Source organism: Flavobacterium sp. AJR, from assembly GCF_002156885.1.
Taxonomy (GTDB): domain Bacteria; phylum Bacteroidota; class Bacteroidia; order Flavobacteriales; family Flavobacteriaceae; genus Flavobacterium.
Window position 1 is genome coordinate 1 of record NZ_NCWQ01000078.1, and the last position, 20,513, is coordinate 20,513.

The window sequence follows — 20,513 nt, forward strand, 5'->3', positions numbered from 1 at the left end:
CAGATAATTTCATTTGATATAAAAATTCATCTTTTTTTAACCATAAATAATCATTGTCTAGCTCAAATAAAATAGAAGATTTATTAAATCCTGCAATTTGATTTCTAAACTCTAAACCATTTGCAGTTTTTTCAAACAATGCAAATCCATTATAGTTTGATCCTACTACAAAGTTTGGATGGTTGGGGACTGTTCTAAAACCGAAATAACCATTCTTGTCCAATAGTTTTACAGCCTTATTTCCTTTTATAATTATTGCGCCTCTATTGTTGGCACATATTAATTCGTTACCAATAACCTGGATATTCCATGTTTGTGTATTGGTTCCTTCTACAAGCGAGAAAGCCCCTTCTTTAAAAGCAGTATTCCAAGCATGGTAAAAAACACCTTGATTTGTTGCTACATATAAATACCCATCATGAATTACAGAAGCATATACGGTACTAATATCATAACTAAAACCAAAGTATGTAAATGGGGAACTTTCATTGATAAATGCAATACCATTATCCAGCCCAAGCCAAAGATTGTTTTTGTTATCTATAAAGGAAGTAAGTACGGTATTGTTTTGTAAACCTTTTTTGCGGTCAATATGTTGAATAATTTTTCCGTTTAGGTCGGATATGATAATGCCATTTAAAACGGAATTTAATACAATGAATTTGTCTTTGATAGAAACACCTCCTAAAGAACTATTTTTTTTGATAAAAGCATTGGCTTCAGTGTTCCAAGGAGTCAGCGTTTGATTGCTATAGATAAAAAGTCCATTTTCTAAAGTTGCTACCAAGAGTTCATTGTTAGGCATTTTAAACATTGCCCAGACCTCTGTGTTGTTTAATGTTGTAGTACCTTTTAAAGGATATAGTTTTCCGTCTTTATATATTAGTATTCCTAATGAATTGTCTTGAACATAGATAGTGTTGTCAATTTGAAAAGAAAACTGAAAACGTTTGGGAGCTTCTATTGTTTTAAGTTTATTGTCTTTAAAAATATAAATTCTGGCAAAAGATTGAAAAATTACTTCATCCTTAACAATATGTATTCTCCATACAAAATCTAATTCTTGAGCACTTTTTGATTTGATGAGTTTTGATAATGAGGTGTATTTTAATTTTCCTTTAGAGTCGGCATCAAAATAGCCGAGTTCTTTATAGCCACCTACATATATTCTGTGAGAATTATCAACTTTTACTGTTCGTACCGATGTTGAGTTTGGTAAGAGGTACTTTGTCCAGGAAGATCCATCAAATTGTATAAGGCCACTATTGTTGGCAAAATATAAATTTCCATTCTCATCTTGGTCAATACTCCAGTTTTGGGTTGCTCCTTTGTATTCTGCCCGTTTATAGTTTCGGATGTCTGGAACTCCGATATTTTTAACTTGTGCTGATAATAGGATCGAAAAGAATAAAAAACAAACGGTTATGATGTTAAATCTTGTAAAATTCATAATTACATTATAATAGGCTCAACGATTTACTTAGCTTTTACGTGGCTTTAAAATCCTTAAAATATTAGACTTAATATTGATTTGGTTTAGAAAATTTACCTTATAAAAGCTAAAATAATCGATTTATATTGAATGTAGTGTTTATTTTAATTTTATATTTTTTTTAAATACCATAATTTAATTTTTAAAATAATGAAAATCAGTTAATTATATTTTTTTTGATGTGTTTTTGACTAGTGTTAATTTTGATTTTGATGTGTTTTTGTAGTGATTATTAATTGCGTATTCTTAAAAAAACTTATTATTATTGTTCCGAATTACTAATTAATTAACCAAAATTTTTAGAAAAATGAAATTAACAAAATTACTTATTTTTTGTTTTTCATCTATTCTATTCTCAGTTTATGCTCAAGCGCAAGACGTTACAGTAAACGGAATAGTTAATGATGAAAGTGGTATGCCAGTACCAGGAGCATCTGTTTTAATAAAAGGAACGGGGAAAGGGACATCTTCTGACTTTGATGGGAAGTTTCAACTTCAGGCACCTTCTAATGGTGTTTTAACAATTACGTTTATAGGTTATGGAACTATTAATGAACCAATAAATGGTAGAAATAAAATAGTTATACAATTACGTCCAGAATCACAAACGTTAAATGAGGTTGTTGTTGTAGGATATGGTACTCAAAAGAAAAGTGTAGTTACAGGAGCAATTTCTAAAGTAAAATCTTCGGATATCGAAAACTTACCGATATCCAGAGTTGAACAAACTTTACAAGGAAGAGTTTCTGGAGTTACTGTTGCCGCGAGTTCTGGACAACCAGGATCAGCATCTACGATTCGTGTGCGTGGTATAACTACTCTGGGAAACAATGACCCGTTATGGGTTGTAGATGGAGTAGTGGTTGATGCTGGTGGTATTGGGTATTTAAACCAGTCAGATATTGCTTCTATCGAGGTATTAAAAGATGCGGCTTCTCAAGCAATTTACGGAGCAAGAGCTGCAGCTGGGGTAATTATTGTTACTACCAAAAAAGGGAAATCAGGAAAAATGAGTGTTAGCTATAATGGCTATACAGGTTTTTCTTCGGCAGCAAGAAAACTAGATCTTTTAAATGCGACTGAATATGCTACTTTAAGAAATGAGAAGTATGCAAACGGATATGCTAAAAAATCTCCAACAGATACTTTTGCATTGCCTTTTCAAGATCCTAATGCATTAGGTGCAGGTACAGATTGGCAATCGGTTATTTTTAATGATAGTGCAGCACGTATTGGTCAAGAGTTAAGTTTATCAGGAGGAAATGATGTATCTACTTTTTATGCCTCTTTTGGTCTTTTGGATCAGGAGGGTATTGTAACAACAGATATTTCTAATTATAACAGAAAAAACATTCGTTTAAACTCTACTCACAAAATATCTAAATGGGTAACTTTTGGTCAGACATTAGGTTTTTCCAGAGAGAAAACGATGGGGATAGGAAACACAAATAGTGAGTTTGGAGGACCATTAAGTTCTGCAATAAATTTAGACCCAATTACTCCTGCTATCGTAACAGATCCAAGAATGGCTGCGTTGCCACCATATTCTGTGGGAATTGATGGTAAAGGTAAAGGAATCTTAAGAGATCCTTACGGAAATCCATACGGTGTTTCGACTATGGTTACACAAGAAATGTCTAATCCATTGGCTTATACTCAAACTAGATTAGGAAATTACAATTGGTCAGATAACTTTGTTGGAAATGCTTACTTAGAAATTGAGCCAATAAAAGGATTAAAATTCAGAACTACATTAGGAGGTAAACTTGCTTATTGGGGTGTTGAAAGCTTTACACCAGTTGCATATTTAAACTCAACCAATATGACACAAGTAAATAACCTTTATAGAGAAACAAATAAAGGTTTTGGATGGAATATCGAGAATACTGCTTCTTATACAAAAAGTATAGGTGATCATAATTTTAGCGTATTAGTAGGTCAGGGAGCTTATGTAGATAATAGAAATAGTGGTACAAAAATTACGTATACTAATTTACCAGTAGATAATCATGATGATGCCTCTTTTAATTTTGACCTTCCAAAAGATCAAATAAATGCTACAGCATCTACAGGAAATGAGCACAGAGTAACTTCTTTATTCTCAAGATTAACTTATGATTTTAAAGAAAAATATTTAGTTACAGGTATCATTCGTAGAGATGGATCTTCAAGATTTGGAGCAAATAATAAATACGGAACTTTCCCTTCATTCTCATTAGGATGGGTTCCATCAAAAGAAGCATTTTGGGTTGAAAACAAAGTAGTAAACCAATTGAAATTTAGAGGAGGTTACGGTGTAACTGGTAATGATAATATTGGAGATTTTAAATATCTGGCAACTGTAGGAGATGGTCGTAACTATACTATAGGGACATCTGGATCTGTAACTATTGGTAACAGCCCGAATGCACCTTCAAATCCAGATTTAAAATGGGAAGAAACTAGCCAGACAAATATTGGTTTAGATGCTACTATTTTTTCTGATTTCAGTTTATCTGTAGACTGGTATATTAAAAAAACTACAGGAATCCTTCAGGAAATTATGTTACCAGGTTATGTTGGTTCAGGAAATCCAACTGGAAACGTTGCTGATATGCAAAATAAAGGTGTCGATTTAGAATTAGGATACCGTAAAAAATTAGGACAGGTTAATATGTCTTTAAGTGCAAACGTATCTTATCTGGAAAATGAAGTAACATATTTAGGACGTGGAGTTGATTTTCTTGCAACTGGAGAGCAATTTAAAGCAATGACATATGATATTACAAGAACTCAAGTTGGGCAGCCTTATGGATCTTTCTACGGATTTAAGACAGCAGGAATTTTCCAAAACCAAAATGAGATTAATGCTTATAAAAATGCTGCAGGAGGATTAATTCAACCAGATGCTAAACCCGGAGATTTCCGTTGGCAAGACATTAATGGAGATGGTCAAATTAATTCAGATGACAGAACAAATATTGGTAGCCCAATACCAAAATACACTTTTGGATTTACGGTAAATCTAGATTATAAAAATTTCGATTTAATGATTTTTACGCAAGGAGCTGCCGGAAATAAAATTTTCCAGGGATTACGTAGGTTAGATATTGAAAACTCTAATTACCAAACCACTGCTTTAAGTCGTTGGACAGGAGAAGGTACATCTAATACGTACCCAAGATTAACATCTGATGATACAAACAAAAACTTTAATAACCCTTCTGATTTTTATCTTGAAAAAGGAGATTATGTAAGAATAAAAACAATTCAGATAGGATATTCATTGCCAGTTAAGACTATTGGACAAATTGGTTTAGAAAAAACCAGAGTGTATTTAACAGGAGAGAACTTATTGACTTTTACTAAGTATACTGGATATGATCCTGAAATTGGAGCAAATAGCGCTACAGGAAATGTTATGGGTATAGATAGAGGTATTTATCCTCAAGCCAGAACTATAATGTTGGGAGTTAATTTACAATTTTAATAAAAACGAGAATCATGAAACTAAAAAATATAAAATATTCACTTGTTGTTTGCGGAGTACTTTTTACTGTCCTGTCGTGCGGTGAGGATTTTTTAACTGTAGAACCAAAAGGAACTGTTCTGGAGGATAAATATTACCAAAATGAAAGCCAGGCTTATGCAGGATTAGTAGCTGTTTATGATATACTTGGTAAGCAGTCTAAAGGATTTGAAAACATGATCTGTATGCTAAATGCAGGTTCAGATGATTTTAATGCAGCAGGTGGTGGTGCTACAGATGGTGCCGGAATACATGCATTTGGAGATTATTCGCTTAGCCAATCAACAATTCCAGGTAGTTTTTGGGGAGATTTTTATCAAGGGATTTTTAGAGCAAACGTATTGCTTGAAAAATTACCAGCGGTACCTATGGATGAAGCTAAAAAAGCAAGATTTGCAGCTGAAACAAAAGCGTTACGTGCTTATTATTATTTTGAATTGGTTCGTACTTTCAGAAATATCCCATTGATATTAGAGCCATTAAAAACACCAGATATTTTTAATGTAGTTCAAGCGACACCAGAAGCGGTATACGCACAGATTGAAAAAGATTTGAAAGAATCTCTTCCTGGATTACCTGTTATAATTACAAATAAGGGAGATGAAGCAGGACGTTTATCTCAGGGTGCAGCAAAGGCATTGTTAGGAAAAGTTTATTTATACGAAGGGAAAAATGCATTATCAGCAGCAGAATTTGCTGATGTAAATGGTACTCCGGGTGGTACAAGTATGTACGGATATAAATTGGTAGCTGATTTTGCAGATTTATGGAAGATAAGCAACAAGTTTAATTCAGAATCGATTATTGAAATTGTACATACTGATAAAAGTAATGCCGATTGGGGCTTTTGGGGTGGAGGAAAAGATGAAGGAAACTCTGTTTGTATTATGGTAGGGCCTAGAGGATACAATAGGTCAGAAAATTCTATAGCACCAGATTATGTTTCGGGATGGAGTTTTAGTACCGTAAGACAAAGTTTATATGATGTGCTAAAAGGAGATCCTCGTTTTGATGCTACCATTCTTGATATGAAAGCATTGAAAGCTGCTAAACAAGCAGATTGGGCTCCTAATTATGATGATACAGGTTATTTCCTTAAAAAATTCATGCCATTAAATTCCGATACATCTACAGGTAGTGGATCAACAGCTTTAAATTACAAACAAGATGTTTACGCGATTCGTTTAGCAGATACATATTTAATGGAAGCCGAAGCATTAGGTGGTACAGGAACAAGAGCGCAAGCTTTACTAGATGCTGTAAGAGCACGTGTAGGTTTAGGATCAACTCCGGTTTCTTTGGATGCAATTGCGTTAGAAAGAAGAAAAGAATTAGCTGGAGAAGGACACCGTTGGTTCGATTTAGTAAGAACAGGAAAAGCTGCTGTTGCATTGGCATCTAAAGGATTCCAAGCAGGTAAAAATGAAATTTGGCCAATTCCTTTTAAAGAATTAGAGAATACTAAAATTGTTCAGAACCCTAATTATAACGATTAAATAAAGATCATATGAATTTAAATATAATTTTTAAAAAGACTATATACCTAATGTTTGTTTTAGGAACACTAACAAGTTGTGAACCTGATGCACCAGGAGCTGGTAACGGATTAACTGTTGCAAGTGTAGATCCTTCATTTACAATTACCCCGGTAGAAGGAAAGAATAATACATATTTATTAGTATCAGGTACAGACAATGTGCTGAATTCTTACTGGAAAGTAGGCAAGGCAGAGTTTTATGGAAAAATGAATTTGGAGATTTTTTTGCCAGATAAAGGAACGTATAAAGTAGTGCATACTGCTGTAGGCCGTGGAGGAACTACTGATTTTGCTACCAAAGAAATTATTATTGCTGCAAATGATCCTGACAGAGGAAATTTAGTTAAAGGAACCAGTTTCTTAGATGCTGCTGACCAAGCACAATGGACCAACTTGCACCTTAATACTAACGGATTAGCCGCATGGACTTTCACTCCGGGATTTGCAACTATAAACGCAAGTGGAAACACCTCTAATCAGGAAGGAATTTATCAGGAAATAGATGTTGTAGCAGGTAAAGAATATATAATAGATATGCAGGTATCTGCAAAAAGCGGATCTCCGGATTTTTGGTTTGAAGTATATGCTGGAAAAACAGTTCCAACTTCTGGAGTTGTATATACAGACAACAAAGTTATGGGATTAAGCTCTGAAGACGGTTGTGGGAAAGGAGCATTTGATGGAAAACTATCTGCTGTAGGATGTGTAAAAAATAGTGCTACAGACAAAGTAGGTAATGTTGTAAAGTTTGCAGAAACGGGTAAAGTCTATTTAGTAATAAGAGCTGGTGGTAACGGATTTACTCCAACTGGAATAACAATTACAGAAGTAGAGTTTAGAGGAAAATAATTAAGAATTGAGTTAAATAAGTTTAAGTTAGGTTGTAGAATAGCCCATATTCTTTATGACTATGGGCTATTTTTAAACTACTTAGACACTAAAGGTATGTTTTATTGACATTGAAAATGTTGTTAGAATTTGCACATTAAAAATTAAATAATGAAAAAAAACAGCTATAAGATTCTTTGCTTATTATTTACGTTGACCGCTTTTTCGCAGCAGCAAAAAAACAAGCAAGAGTTTACCACAAATGGAAAAAAAATTGCAGTTTATACAACAGCAGATAATTCAAAATTAAGAATAACACCAACAGATAATCTAGTTTTTTCGGCATCGAAACAACCATTAGAAACTGAAATATCGGTTTTTGTACAACCTAAAAAAACCTTTCAAACCTTTATGGGAATTGGGGGAGCAATTACAGATGCAAGTGCAGAGGTTTTTGCCAAATTATCAAAAGAAAAGCAAGCAGAATTTTTAAAAGCGTACTACGATACCAAAACAGGAATAGGCTATTCATTGCTAAGAACCACAATACACAGTTCTGATTTTAGCAGTGGAAGCTATACTTATATCGAAGAAGGAGATAAAGATTTAAAAACTTTTAATATTGATCATGACAGGCAATATCGCATACCAATGATTAAAGAAGCGATGAAAACCGCTAATAATAATCTGGTATTATATGTCGCTCCCTGGAGTCCGCCAGCATTTATGAAAAGTAATAAAGACATGCTAAAAGGTGGTACACTATTACCAGAATACAATCAGGCTTGGGCAGATTATTATGTGAAATTTATAAAAGCTTACGAAAAAGAAGGAATGCCTATTTGGGGAACATCGGTTCAGAACGAACCAATGGCAACGCAAACATGGGAATCTTGTATCTACTCTGCAGAAGCAGAAAGAGATTTTATAAAAAACTTCCTAGGGCCAACAATGAAAAAAGCAGGCTTGGGAGATAAAAAAATTATTGCTTGGGATCATAATCGTGATTTAATGAACCAAAGAGCCAATGTAATTTATTCCGACCCAGAAGCTTCAAAATATGTTTGGGGAATGGGTTTTCATTGGTACGAAACATGGACAGGCGGAGCGCCAATGTTTGATAATGTAAAACAAGTGTACCAAGCTTATCCAGATAAAAAATTAATGTTTACCGAAGGTTGTATCGAAAAATTTGATGCTGCGAAATATCAATTTTGGCCAAATGCCGAAAGATATGGAATTTCTATGATTAATGATTTTAATAACGGTACGGTTGCCTGGACAGATTGGAATATTCTTTTAGATCAAAATGGTGGGCCAAATCATGTGGGGAATTTTTGTTTTTCGCCAATTCATGCCGACACCAATACGGGAGAATTAATCTATACACCATCGTATTATTATATCGGGCATTTCTCAAAATTTATTCGCCCGAATGCCAAAAGAGTAAGTACGGCAGTAAGCAGAAGCTCTTTGTTAAGTACATCATTTCTTAATACCGATGGTAAAATGATTACAGTTGTAATGAACCAAACCGATTTAAGTGTGACTTATAATTTAATTATAGCATCAGAGAAAACGGTTGTTACAATACCAGCTCGCGCCATTCAAACTTTAGTCTATTAATTATAATAAAAGCCAAGAGTTAAATATGTTCAGTCATTTTTAATTTTTGGTTTTATTTAAAAAAACAAACTACTTAGATGAACAACACTATAAAACTGATAAAAAATATTTCACCAATACTGATAACGGTTTTTACATTAAGCTGTTCATCATCAAATGTCATAGACAAAAAATCAAAAAACGAACACAATCAAAGTCATCAAAAAATAGAAATCTTTACAACAGCCGAGAATACAAATTTTAAATTATCCAAAACAGCTAATTTAATTCTCGTCTTTGCAAATGAGAATTCAAACAATACAATCTCAATTACAGTAAATCCTCAAAAAACAGATCAAACCTTTTTAGGGATTGGAGGAGCAATTACAGATGCAAGTGCCGAAGTCTTTGCTAAATTAAGTACTAAGAAACAACAAGAATTTCTGAATGCTTATTATGATAAAGACAAAGGAATAGGCTATTCATTAGCAAGAACAACAATTCATAGTTCAGATTTTAGTAGTGGTAGTTATACTTATATACAAGAAGGAGATAAAGATTTAAAAACATTTAGCGTTGAGCATGACCGTAAATATCGTATTCCGTTATTAAAAAAAGCGATTGCTACGGCAGGAGGGAAATTAACACTTTTTGCCAGTCCGTGGAGTCCTCCGGCATTTATGAAAAGCAATAATAACATGCTAAGAGGTGGTACATTACTACCAGAATATGCACAATCATGGGCTAATTATTATGTGAAATTTATTCGCGAATATGAAAAAGAAGGTATACCTATTTGGGGATTATCCATTCAAAATGAACCAATGGCTAGCCAGAGCTGGGAATCTTGTATTTATAGCCCAGAAGCCGAAAGAGATTTTTTAAGAGATTATCTAGGACCAACAATGGCAAAAGAAGGATTAGAATCTAAAAATATTATAATCTGGGATCATAATCGTGGTGAAATGTTAGAGCAAAGAGCTCGCCTTGTTTTCTCGGATCCCGAAGTTTCTAAATATGCTTGGGGAATAGGATTTCATTGGTATGAAACCTGGGCAGGAGGACCGCCTAAGTTCGAGTCGGTTGCTGCGGTACATGCCGCTTACCCAAATAAAAACTTATTATTTACCGAAGGTTGCAATGAAAAATTTGATGCTACAAAATATCAGTTTTGGGGAAATGCAGAACGATACGGAATTAATATGATTAATGATTTTAATAACGGAACAGTAGGCTGGACAGATTGGAATATTCTTTTGGATCAAAACGGAGGTCCAAACCACGTAGGTAATTTTTGCTTTGCCCCAATTCATGCCAACACCAATACTGATGAATTAATATACACACCAATGTATTATTATATAGGACACTTTTCAAAATTCATTCGCCCAAATGCCAAAAGAATCATAACTGAAATAAGTACAAATGCTTTATTGAGTACATCATTTATTAATACAGATGGAAAAATTGCAACCGTAGTAATGAACAAAAGCGATAAAGAAATAACATATAATTTAATACTTGCATCCGAGAAAAAGGTGATTACGATTCCAGCACATGCCATGCAAACTTTGGTTTATTAAGAAATTATAAAAAGAAATAAAATGAAACAGTATTTAAGTAAGATTATAAAGGTTGCATTTTTTGCTGCACTAGTCGTATTGCAGGTAAAATGCTCTTCATCTAGCGATACTGTCGATCCAGCTCCAAAACCACCAGTAAAACCAGATCTGCCCACTGTTGTTACTAATGATGTAGATTTTTGGTTAACCAAAGGGGATCAGACAGTATTGCTTACCAAACAAAATGGAGTTCTTGGGTTTAATACCACAGTAAATTCATATACAAATATTGAAGTAAACGAAGCTCAAAAATACCAAACCATCGATGGATTTGGATATACCTTAACAGGAGGAAGTGCAGAGGTAATTAATCAATTAACTACCCAGAAAAAAAATGATTTATTGCAGGAGTTATTTGGCTCGACCGAAACTTCTATTTCAATAAATTATATAAGAATAAGTATTGGAGCATCCGATTTAAACGAGAAAGCATTTACTTATAATGATTTACCAAAAGGCGAAACCGATCTTGATTTGGCTAAGTTTAGTTTAGATCTTGATAAAAACGGAGTAATTGCACTTTTAAAAGAAATTCTGGCAATTAATTCAAACATTAAGATATTGGCAACGCCTTGGTCAGCACCACTTTGGATGAAAGATAAAGATAGTTTTGTTGGCGGAAGCTTACAAACTCAATATTATGATGTGTATGCAAAATACTTTGTAAAATACATTCAGCAAATGAAAAATGAAGGAATAACAATTGATGCTGTTACTCCGCAAAACGAACCCTTACACGGCGGTAATAATCCGAGTATGGTAATGAGCGCTTTACAACAAACAAATTTTATCAAAAACAATTTAGGGCCAGCATTTAAAGCAGCTAATCTTACAACCAAGATCATTGCTTACGATCACAATTGCGATAATACACAATATGCTATGGCGATTTTAGGAGATCCTATTGCAAGTCCTTTTGTAGATGGATCGGCATTTCATTTATATGCAGGAAATATCAATGCACTTTCGACAGTTTATAATGCTTTTCCAAATAAAAATCTGTATTTCACTGAGCAGTTTACCTCTTCGACAGGAGATTTTAAAGGCGATTTAAAATGGCATCTTAAAAATGTAATTATTGGTTCAATGCGCAATTGGAGTAAGAATGCATTAGAGTGGAACTTGGCTAATAATGGTTCTTTTGAGCCACATACACAAGGAGGTTGTAATACCTGTAAAGGCGCATTAACCGTAAATTCTAGCAGCAGTTTTAATCGTAACGTAGCCTATTATATTATAGCTCACGCTTCTAAATTTGTTCCGGTAGGTTCCATAAGAATTTCTAGTAATATAAGTGGGAATTTGCAAAATGTAGCTTTTATAACCCCAACAGGTAAAAAAGTATTGATAGTAGAAAATGATGGCGATACAAGTGAAATATTTAATATAAAATTTAATGGTAAGTGGGTTACAACCTCATTAGATGGAGGCTCTGTAGGAACTTATACTTGGAAATAATAAACAAATAAGATTTAATCTAGGACTTATATAATAAAACAGATATATGAGAAAAATAGTTTTGCCATTACTGGTATTGTTTTCATTGACCTCTTTTGGACAAGGTTTTTTGCACCAAAGCGGACAAAATATTGTAGATGGAAAAGGTAAAAATGTAGTATTAAGAGGATTAGGATTAGGAGGATGGATGGTTCAGGAAGGATATATGATCCAGACCGAACCATTTGCAAGTCCACAATATGTTATAAAACAAAAAATAACAGATTTAATCGGAGCCGAAAAAACCGAAAAATTTTACGAAGCATACAGAGCCAACGGAATAACCAAAAAAGATGTTGACTCATTAGCAGCTTGGGGATTTAACTCCATTCGTTTGCCAATGCATTATAATTTATATACACCGCCAATAGAAGCAGAAAAGAACGGCGAAATTACTTGGGTAGAAGAAGGTTTTACAATGACCGATAACCTGCTAAAATGGTGTGCCGAAAATAAAATATATCTTATTCTGGATCTTCATGCTGCACCAGGCGGACAAGGAAAAGATGCTGCAATCTCAGATTATGATGATACAAAACCATCAGTTTGGGAAAGCGAAGCCAATCGTAAAAAAATGACCGAATTGTGGAAAAAATTAGCGTTACGATATAAAGACAATCCATGGATTGGAGCTTATGATATTATAAACGAACCCAATTGGAATTTTACAGGAACAAATAAAAATGGTTGCGATGAAAATTCGAATGCGCCTTTGCGTGAGCTTTTGGTTTCTATTACAAAAGCAATTCGCGAAGTCGATAAAAACCACATGATTATTATCGAAGGAAATTGTTGGGGAAATAATTACAATGGAATGTTTCCGCTATGGGATGATAATATGGCAATGAGTTTTCATAAATATTGGAATTACAATACCACAGCATCAATCCAGAAAATGCTAGATTATAGAAAACAATATAATGTGCCAATATGGATGGGAGAAGGAGGAGAAAACTCTAATGTTTGGTTTAAAGATGCTATTTCATTATTCGAAACAAATAATATCGGTTGGGCATTTTGGCCAATGAAAAAAATCGAAAATATTGCAGGAATTGCTTCAGTTACCAAAACACCCGAATACGAAAAGTTGCGTTTATACTGGAAAGATGGAGGCGAAAAACCAAGCCCAGATTTTGCAGAAAAAGCATTGATGCAATTAGCCGAGAATTTTAAGTTAGAGAATACCACAATAAAGGCAGACGTACTTGACGCAATGTTTCGTCAAGTACGTACAAATGAAACAAAAAATTATAAAAAACGAGTTTTGCCTGGTAAAATATTTGCAACCGAATATGATTTAGGAACAAACGGATTTGCATATTCAGATAAAGATTTTGTGAATTACCGAGTAGAAACCGGAACATTTGAAGAATGGAATAAAGGAAAAACAATGCGAAATGACGGAGTTGATATTCTGCCATGCAAAGACGATTCCTCAAATGGATATCAGGTATCATTTATCGAAAATGCCGAGTGGTTGCAATTTACCGCAACAAGTAAATCGGCAGTAACGTATGATGTAGCCATTAGATACTCAAGCGAAAAAGAAGAAGGAAAATTACATCTGGAAAACGAAACAGGAAAAATTTCAGATACAATTACTCTTCCAGCAACAGGAAATGATACAACTTGGAGAACAATTATACTCTCGGGCGTAAAGCTAAAAAAAGGGGAAAATAAAATTAAAGTCGTTTTTGATAAAGGAGGATTTAATTTGAATTACCTGGATTTTACAACTACGAAGAAGTAAGTTGTTAAAAAAGAGTAAAGTAAAACCTATAATAGTGTTTGTAATTAATATTTTGTTAGATTAGTTTTCTCCATTAAAAGCTTCGGATGAAACTGGAGCTTTAATGGATTAAAACCCTTAATTATGAAAAAAATAAACCAACTAATCGCCCTTGTAATGTTTTTGTCTTTTAATGGAATTTATGGACAAAATTTAAAAATCATGACGTATAATATCCGTTTAGATATTGCTTCAGATGGAGAAAATGCATGGCCAAACCGTAAAGATTTTTTTACATCACAAATACAATTTTACGCCCCAGATATTTTTGGCGTACAAGAAGCAATGCCTAATCAGGTTAATGATATTGCAACGGCATTACCAAGTTATAATCATATAGGTATTGCTCGCGAAGGAGAAGGAAAAGGAGAATCATCTTCTATATTTTATAAAAAAGATAGATTTTCAGTACAACAAGCCAATACTTTCTGGCTCTCACAAACCCCGGATGTAATCTCAAAAGGATGGGATGCAGCTTATAATAGAGTTTGTACGTATGCACTTTTTAAAGACCTAAAAACTAAAAAAACATTTTGGGTTTTTAATACACATTTAGATCACATTGGCGAAGAAGCAAGAACCAAAGGACTTGAACTAATTCTTTCTAAAATAGCAGCAGTAAATACCAAGGGATATCCCGTATTCCTTATGGGAGATTTTAATTCAGAACCTAATGAAGAACGCATCATTTCTTTGAAAAAAGTAATGACCGATACTCGTGAAATATCCGAAGAAAAACCATTTGGGCCATCTGGAACCTTTAATGAATTTAAGCATGACAAACCTGTCACGCTATTACTAGATTATATTTTTATTTCTAAAAACAGCAATCTAAAAATAAAAAAACATGCAGTTTTAAGTGATTCAATAGATTTAAAATACCCATCGGATCATTTCCCTGTTTTAATTGAAATTAACTAAACCATGAAAAAAATAAATAATACAATGCAAATTTTGATTTTGCTACCACTTATTGCAATGCAAATAAAGTGCGGCACAACAAAAAATGCGACTACAACTACAACATCCAAAACTGATAAAGTGGAATATTGGGTTACCAAAAGTGACCAATCGGTAAAGCTTCAAAAACAAGCCGAAGCATTAGTTTTTACTACTGCAACAAATACAAACCCAACTATTGAAATAGATGCTTCGAAGAAATTTCAGACTATAGATGGCTTTGGATTTTCATTAACAGGAGGAAGTGCCGAAGCTATTAATAAATTAGAGAAATCAAAAAAAGCAGCATTATTACAAGAACTCTTTGGCTCAAAAGATAATTCGGTAGGAATTAGTTACCTCCGTATTAGTATCGGAGCGTCAGATCTTAATGCTGAGGTATTCTCTTATGATGATATGCCTGCAGGAAAGACAGATTTACAGCTAGAACATTTTAATCTGGGTCCAGATGCAACAGCGCTAGTTCCGCTTTTAAGAGAAATTATTGCCATAAATCCTAGTATTAAAATCATGGGATCGCCTTGGTCACCACCAGTTTGGATGAAAGATAACGGAAGTACAAAAGGAGGAAGCTTACAACCACAGTATTACGAAGTATATGCCAATTATTTTGTAAAATACATTCAGAAAATGAAAGAAGAAGGGATTATAATTGACGCCATAACCCCTCAAAATGAACCTTTGCATCCCGGAAATAACCCAAGTTTATTAATGCTTGCAGAACAACAAGCAGCTTTTATCGGGAATCATTTAGGTCCCGCTTTCGCGAAAGCAAAAATTAAAACCAAAATTGTTACTTACGACCATAATTGCAATAAACCCGAATATCCCTTAACGATTTTAAATGATCCAAAAGCATTGCCATTTGTAGATGGTTCGGCTTTTCATTTATATGAAGGAGATATTAGTGCACTATCAACAGTTCATGACGCATATCCAAACAAGAATATTTATTTTACAGAACAATATACAGGATCAGGCAGCAGTTTTGAGGCAGATTTAAAATGGAATGTAAAAAACGTTGTAATAGGTTCTATGCGCAATTGGAGCAAGAACGCACTTTCTTGGGGCTTAGCCAATGATGAATTTTATAAACCATTTACACCAGGCGGATGCAGTACCTGCAAAGGCGCTTTGATGATTGATAAAGATGGAGTAATTAAGAGAGAAGTAGGATATTATATTATTGCACACGCATCCAAATTTGTACCCGAAGGTTCTGTACGAATTGCTAGTAATGTAAGTGGCAATATACATAATATAGCTTTTAAAACTCCAAAAGGAAATATTGTTCTAATAGTTGAAAATGATGGCGAAACAGTCGAAACATTTAACATTAAATACAATCAAAAACAAATAGCAACTTCATTAGACGCAGGTTCGGTGGCAACTTACGTTTGGTAGAAAGATCAATACCAATTTAATATTTATTTCATGAAAAGAATTACCACATTAACTTGTTTGATGATTTCGTTTTTTGCGATAGCACAACAGCAAACAATAGATCAGAAAGTAGATGCGTTGTTAAAAAAAATGACGCTAGAGGAAAAAATAGGACAGCTTAACCAATATACAGGTAACAATGCTGCAACAGGACCTATTACAATAAACCCGAACAAACAAGCCGAAATTAAAGATGGTTTAGTAGGGTCGATGCTTAATGTAGTTGGAACAAAATACACCCGACAATATCAGGAATTGGCCATGCAATCACGTCTTAAAATACCATTGTTATATGGTCAGGATGTAATACATGGTTTTAAAACCACATTCCCGATTCCGTTAGGAGAAGCAGCAAGTTGGGATTTGGCAGCGATAGAACTTTCGGCTAGAGTTGCTGCGACCGAAGCTGCTGCAAGCGGAATTCATTGGACATTTGCACCAATGGTCGATATTGGTCGTGATCCGCGTTGGGGACGTGTAATGGAAGGAGCAGGAGAAGATACCTATTTAGGTTCAAGAATAGCTTATGCAAGAGTAAAAGGATTTCAGGGCGATAAACTAGGAAATCTAAATTCAGTAATGGCATGTGTGAAACATTTTGCTGCTTATGGAGCTGCAATTGGAGGTAGAGATTATAACTCAGTAGATATGAGCGAAAGAATGTTGTGGGAAACTTATTTGCCACCTTTCAAAGCCGCGCTAGATGCTGGAGCAGCTACATTTATGAATTCATTTAATGATATTAACGGAATTCCTGCAACAGGAAATGTACATTTACAAAGAGATATTTTAAAAGGAAAATGGAACTTTCAAGGCTTTGTAGTTTCAGATTGGGGATCTATTGGGGAAATGGTAGCACATGGCTATTCTAAAGATCTTAAAGAAGCTGCACTAGCTGCAATTACTGCTGGTAGCGATATGGATATGGAAAGTAATGCATACAGATATAACTTGGCAGCATTGATAAAAGAAAACAAAGTTTCGATAGACTTAGTTGATGATGCAGTAAAAAGAATTTTGCGCAAGAAATTTGAATTAGGATTATTTGAAGATCCATACAAATACTCTAATCCGGATAGAGAGAAAAAAGAATTAAATAATCCAGAACACCGTAAAGCAGCTCGTGAAGTTGCAGCAAAAAGTATCGTTTTATTAAAGAACGATAATGCAATTTTACCACTTTCTAAAAACACAAAAACAATTGCGTTTATAGGACCAATGGTAAAAGAATATAAAGCTAATATGGGTTTTTGGGCGGTTGAACTACCAGAAGTCGACTATAACAAATGGGTGGTTTCTCAATGGGACGGATTACAAAATAAAATAGGGAAGAATACCAAATTATTATATGCCAAAGGTTGTGAAGTAGAGGACGATAACAAAGATGGTTTTGCAGAGGCAATTGCAACAGCAAAACAAGCCGATGTAGTAATCTTAAGTATTGGAGAAAGACATGATATGAGCGGAGAAGCCAAAAGCCGAAGCAATATTAACATACCAGGAGTTCAGGAAGAATTAGTAAAAGCGATTCAGGCAACAGGAAAACCAGTTGTAGTTTTGGTTAATGCCGGAAGACCACTTGTTTTTAATTGGACTGCCGATAATGTTCCAGCTATTCTTTATACTTGGTGGTTAGGTAGCGAAGCAGGAAATGCTATTGCAGATGTTTTATTTGGAGATTATAATCCGTCAGGAAAATTACCAATGACATTTCCACGAGAAGTGGGACAAATTCCTATTTACTACAACCATTATAGTACAGGAAGACCAGCACAAGATGACAATGCAAAAGGATATGTTTCTGCTTATACAGATCTAAAAACCAGTCCTAAATTCCCTTTTGGATTCGGATTAAGCTACACAAAATTCGATTATTCTGATCTAAAATTATCTACAACCAAAATGAAGAGCAATGAGAAAATTCAAGTTTCTTTTCAGTTAAAAAATGCTGGAAAAGTAGCGGGAGAAGAAGTGGTACAATTGTATTTAAAAGATAAATTTGGATCAGTTGTAAGACCAGTTTTAGAACTTAGAGATTTTCAGAAAGTGAAATTAAATGCAGGAGAAACCAAAACGATTCAGTTTACAATAGATAACGAAAAACTATCTTTCTATAATGATAAAATAGAGTGGGGTTCAGAACCAGGTGATTTTGAATTGATGATAGGATCATCTTCGGCAGATATCCGTGTAAAATCTGATTTTGAATTAGTGAAATAATAACAACAATTTTAAAATAAAAAAACGGGCAAAATATATATTTTGCCCGTTTTTTTATTTTAAATTCTTTCAGGAACTTCTATTCCTAATAAGCTGAAACTAGATTTTATGATCTCTCCTACTTTTTGAGAGAATTGAACTCTGAATATTTTTTTGGTCAAATCCTCTTCTCCTAATATATGTACTGATTGATAAAATGAGTTGTATTCTTTTACCAAATCATACGTATAATTAGCAATTAATGCCGGACTATGATTATGAGCTGCATTTTGGATTACTTCTGGGAAAAGTTCGATTTGTTTTACCAATTCTTTTTCTTTTTCATGAAGCTCTTCGATTCCTGTTAATGTTACAGAAAAATCAAAATCAGCTTTACGAATAATCGATTGTATCCTTGCATAAGTATATTGAATAAACGGCCCTGTGTTTCCAGCAAAATCTACAGACTCTTCTGGATTAAATAAGATACGCTTTTTAGGATCTACTTTTAAGATATAATATTTTAAAGCACCAAGTCCTATTGTGCTATATAGTTTTGCTTTTTCATCGGCAGAGAAACTATCTAATTTTCCTAAACCTTCTGAAATTTCCTGAGCTGTATCGGTCATTTCTTGCATTAAATCATCGGCATCAACAACAGTTCCTTCACGGCTTTTCATTTTACCAGAAGGTAAATCTACCATTCCGTATGATAAATGATATAAACTTGAAGCCCAATCAAAACCTAATTTTTGAAGAATTAAGAACAATACTTTAAAATGGTAATCTTGCTCATTCCCTACAGTATAAACCATTCCTCCTACATCTGGATGATCTTTTACTCGCTGGATTGCTGTACCAATATCTTGTGTCATATAAACTGCTGTCCCATCTGAACGAAGTACAATTTTACGATCTAAACCTTCATCGGTTAAATCAATCCAAACAGAACCATCTGGATCTTTTTCAAAAATTCCTTTATCCAAACCGATCTGTACAACATCTTTCCCTAATAAATAGGTATTGCTTTCGTAGTAGTAACTATCAAAATTTACTCCTAGATTTTTATATGTAATTGCAAAACCATCATAAACCCATTGGTTCATTTTTGCCCAAAGTTCTTTAACAGCTTTATCTCCTGCTTCCCATTTTAAAAGCATTTCTTGTGCTTCTAATATTATCGGCGCTTGCTTTTTAGCTTCATCTTCGGTTTTACCAGCTTGCATTAATTCATTAATCTGCTCTTTATAAACCTTATCAAACTTCACATAATAGTTCCCAACCAGTTTGTCACCTTTTAAACCTGTACTTTGGGGAGTTTCTCCATTTCCAAATTTTTCCCAAGCCAACATCGATTTACAAATATGGATTCCTCTGTCGTTTATAATTTGAGTTTTATAAACTTTTTTACCTGCAGCTTTAATAATCTCGGCAACTGAGTATCCTAACAAATTGTTACGAACGTGACCTAAGTGCAATGGCTTATTTGTATTTGGCGAAGAATATTCTACAATAATTGCTTTATCAGAAGGATTAGGTTCTACAAAACCATATTTTTTTCCATCTTTTATACCATTAAAGAAATTTACATAATAGGTATCGGCAATTACAATATTTAAGAAACCAGAAACCACATTAAAACGGGCAACCTCTGGAAGATTTTCTACAAGATAATTCCCTATTTTATTCCCTAACTCGACAGGATTACTTTTAATCACTTTTAGTAAAGGAAAAATAACCATTGTAATATCGCCTTCAAACTCTTTTCGGGTAGTTTGATATTCGATTTTATCTACGGTTACTTCAAATAAGGCTTGTATTGCTTTTTGTATAGAAGGCGTAAGAATTTGTGATAATGACATGTAAACTTAGTTTTAAAGTGTGCAAATATACTGCTTATTCATCAATTACAGAAAATGTGAAAGGTTTAAAATCTATGATAAGAAGTTCACTTATTTTAAAAAACAATTAAGACTCATTACAAATAACAGTCTTAAATACCTGAAAAACAAAGAAAAAACAATAATTCAACT

General features: G+C 33.8%; 11 protein-coding genes and 1 pseudogene. 10 read left to right on the forward strand and 2 right to left on the reverse strand.

From position 1 onward, the window contains the following. Window positions 1–1,450, reverse strand: a pseudogene (locus B8T70_RS18710) (regulator); the annotation flags it as partial. 349 nt (window positions 1,451–1,799) lie between these two features. On the opposite strand from B8T70_RS18710, the gene B8T70_RS18715 reads away from it, so the two are divergent. The 10 genes from B8T70_RS18715 (at window position 1,800) to bglX (ending at window position 18,501) form a co-directional block, all read left to right on the forward strand. Continuing rightward, entirely contained in the window at window positions 1,800–4,961 is a 3,162-nt protein-coding gene (locus B8T70_RS18715) for a TonB-dependent receptor (RefSeq protein WP_086895817.1), read from the forward strand. A gap of 14 nt (window positions 4,962–4,975) precedes the next feature. Continuing rightward, complete coding sequence (locus B8T70_RS18720) at window positions 4,976–6,496, forward strand: RagB/SusD family nutrient uptake outer membrane protein (protein WP_086895818.1); 1,521 nt, start codon at window positions 4,976–4,978, stop codon at window positions 6,494–6,496. 11 nt (window positions 6,497–6,507) lie between these two features. After that, window positions 6,508–7,386 (forward strand): hypothetical protein, encoded by an 879-nt coding sequence (locus tag B8T70_RS18725; protein WP_123912129.1) that lies wholly within the window; start codon window positions 6,508–6,510, stop codon window positions 7,384–7,386. 150 nt (window positions 7,387–7,536) lie between these two features. Beyond that, window positions 7,537–8,991 carry a glycoside hydrolase family 30 beta sandwich domain-containing protein gene (locus B8T70_RS18730; protein ID WP_086895819.1) on the forward strand — a complete coding sequence of 485 codons (1,455 nt, stop codon included), beginning with the start codon at window positions 7,537–7,539 and terminating at the stop codon, window positions 8,989–8,991. 77 nt (window positions 8,992–9,068) lie between these two features. Beyond that, complete coding sequence (locus B8T70_RS18735; RefSeq protein ID WP_086895820.1) at window positions 9,069–10,553, forward strand: glycoside hydrolase family 30 beta sandwich domain-containing protein; 1,485 nt, start codon at window positions 9,069–9,071, stop codon at window positions 10,551–10,553. A 21-nt stretch (window positions 10,554–10,574) separates the two neighbouring features. Further along, on the forward strand, window positions 10,575–12,050 hold the full coding sequence (locus tag B8T70_RS18740) for a glycoside hydrolase family 30 beta sandwich domain-containing protein (RefSeq protein WP_086895821.1): 1,476 nt from the start codon (window positions 10,575–10,577) through the stop codon (window positions 12,048–12,050). Window positions 12,051–12,096: 46 nt separating this feature from the next. Continuing rightward, on the forward strand, window positions 12,097–13,839 hold the full coding sequence (locus tag B8T70_RS18745) for a cellulase family glycosylhydrolase (RefSeq protein ID WP_086895822.1): 1,743 nt from the start codon (window positions 12,097–12,099) through the stop codon (window positions 13,837–13,839). Window positions 13,840–13,962: 123 nt separating this feature from the next. Next, window positions 13,963–14,799: an endonuclease/exonuclease/phosphatase family protein gene (locus B8T70_RS18750; protein ID WP_086895823.1), complete on the forward strand. Its 837-nt coding sequence runs from the start codon at window positions 13,963–13,965 to the stop codon at window positions 14,797–14,799. Between the two features lie 3 nt (window positions 14,800–14,802). Beyond that, window positions 14,803–16,242 carry a glycoside hydrolase family 30 beta sandwich domain-containing protein gene (locus B8T70_RS18755; protein WP_086895824.1) on the forward strand — a complete coding sequence of 480 codons (1,440 nt, stop codon included), beginning with the start codon at window positions 14,803–14,805 and terminating at the stop codon, window positions 16,240–16,242. A 30-nt stretch (window positions 16,243–16,272) separates the two neighbouring features. Beyond that, entirely contained in the window at window positions 16,273–18,501 is a 2,229-nt protein-coding gene (gene bglX, locus B8T70_RS18760; protein ID WP_086895825.1) for a beta-glucosidase BglX, read from the forward strand. A 59-nt stretch (window positions 18,502–18,560) separates the two neighbouring features. Here bglX and argS read toward each other — a convergent pair whose 3' ends face one another. Further along, the gene (gene argS, locus B8T70_RS18765) at window positions 18,561–20,342 is read right to left on the reverse strand and encodes an arginine--tRNA ligase (protein ID WP_086895826.1); all 1,782 of its coding nucleotides are present in this window, start codon (window positions 20,340–20,342) and stop codon (window positions 18,561–18,563) included. Window positions 20,343–20,513 lie beyond the last annotated feature (171 nt).

Coding starts and splice junctions, on each gene's coding strand:
- B8T70_RS18750 (WP_086895823.1), top strand. CDS start 13,963: ATGAAAAAAATAAACCAACTAATCGCCCTTGTAATGTTTTTGTCTTTT.
- bglX (WP_086895825.1), top strand. CDS start 16,273: ATGAAAAGAATTACCACATTAACTTGTTTGATGATTTCGTTTTTTGCG.
- B8T70_RS18745 (WP_086895822.1), top strand. CDS start 12,097: ATGAGAAAAATAGTTTTGCCATTACTGGTATTGTTTTCATTGACCTCT.
- argS (WP_086895826.1), bottom strand. CDS start 20,342: ATGTCATTATCACAAATTCTTACGCCTTCTATACAAAAAGCAATACAA.
- B8T70_RS18720 (WP_086895818.1), top strand. CDS start 4,976: ATGAAACTAAAAAATATAAAATATTCACTTGTTGTTTGCGGAGTACTT.
- B8T70_RS18735 (WP_086895820.1), top strand. CDS start 9,069: ATGAACAACACTATAAAACTGATAAAAAATATTTCACCAATACTGATA.
- B8T70_RS18755 (WP_086895824.1), top strand. CDS start 14,803: ATGAAAAAAATAAATAATACAATGCAAATTTTGATTTTGCTACCACTT.
- B8T70_RS18740 (WP_086895821.1), top strand. CDS start 10,575: ATGAAACAGTATTTAAGTAAGATTATAAAGGTTGCATTTTTTGCTGCA.
- B8T70_RS18730 (WP_086895819.1), top strand. CDS start 7,537: ATGAAAAAAAACAGCTATAAGATTCTTTGCTTATTATTTACGTTGACC.
- B8T70_RS18725 (WP_123912129.1), top strand. CDS start 6,508: ATGAATTTAAATATAATTTTTAAAAAGACTATATACCTAATGTTTGTT.
- B8T70_RS18715 (WP_086895817.1), top strand. CDS start 1,800: ATGAAATTAACAAAATTACTTATTTTTTGTTTTTCATCTATTCTATTC.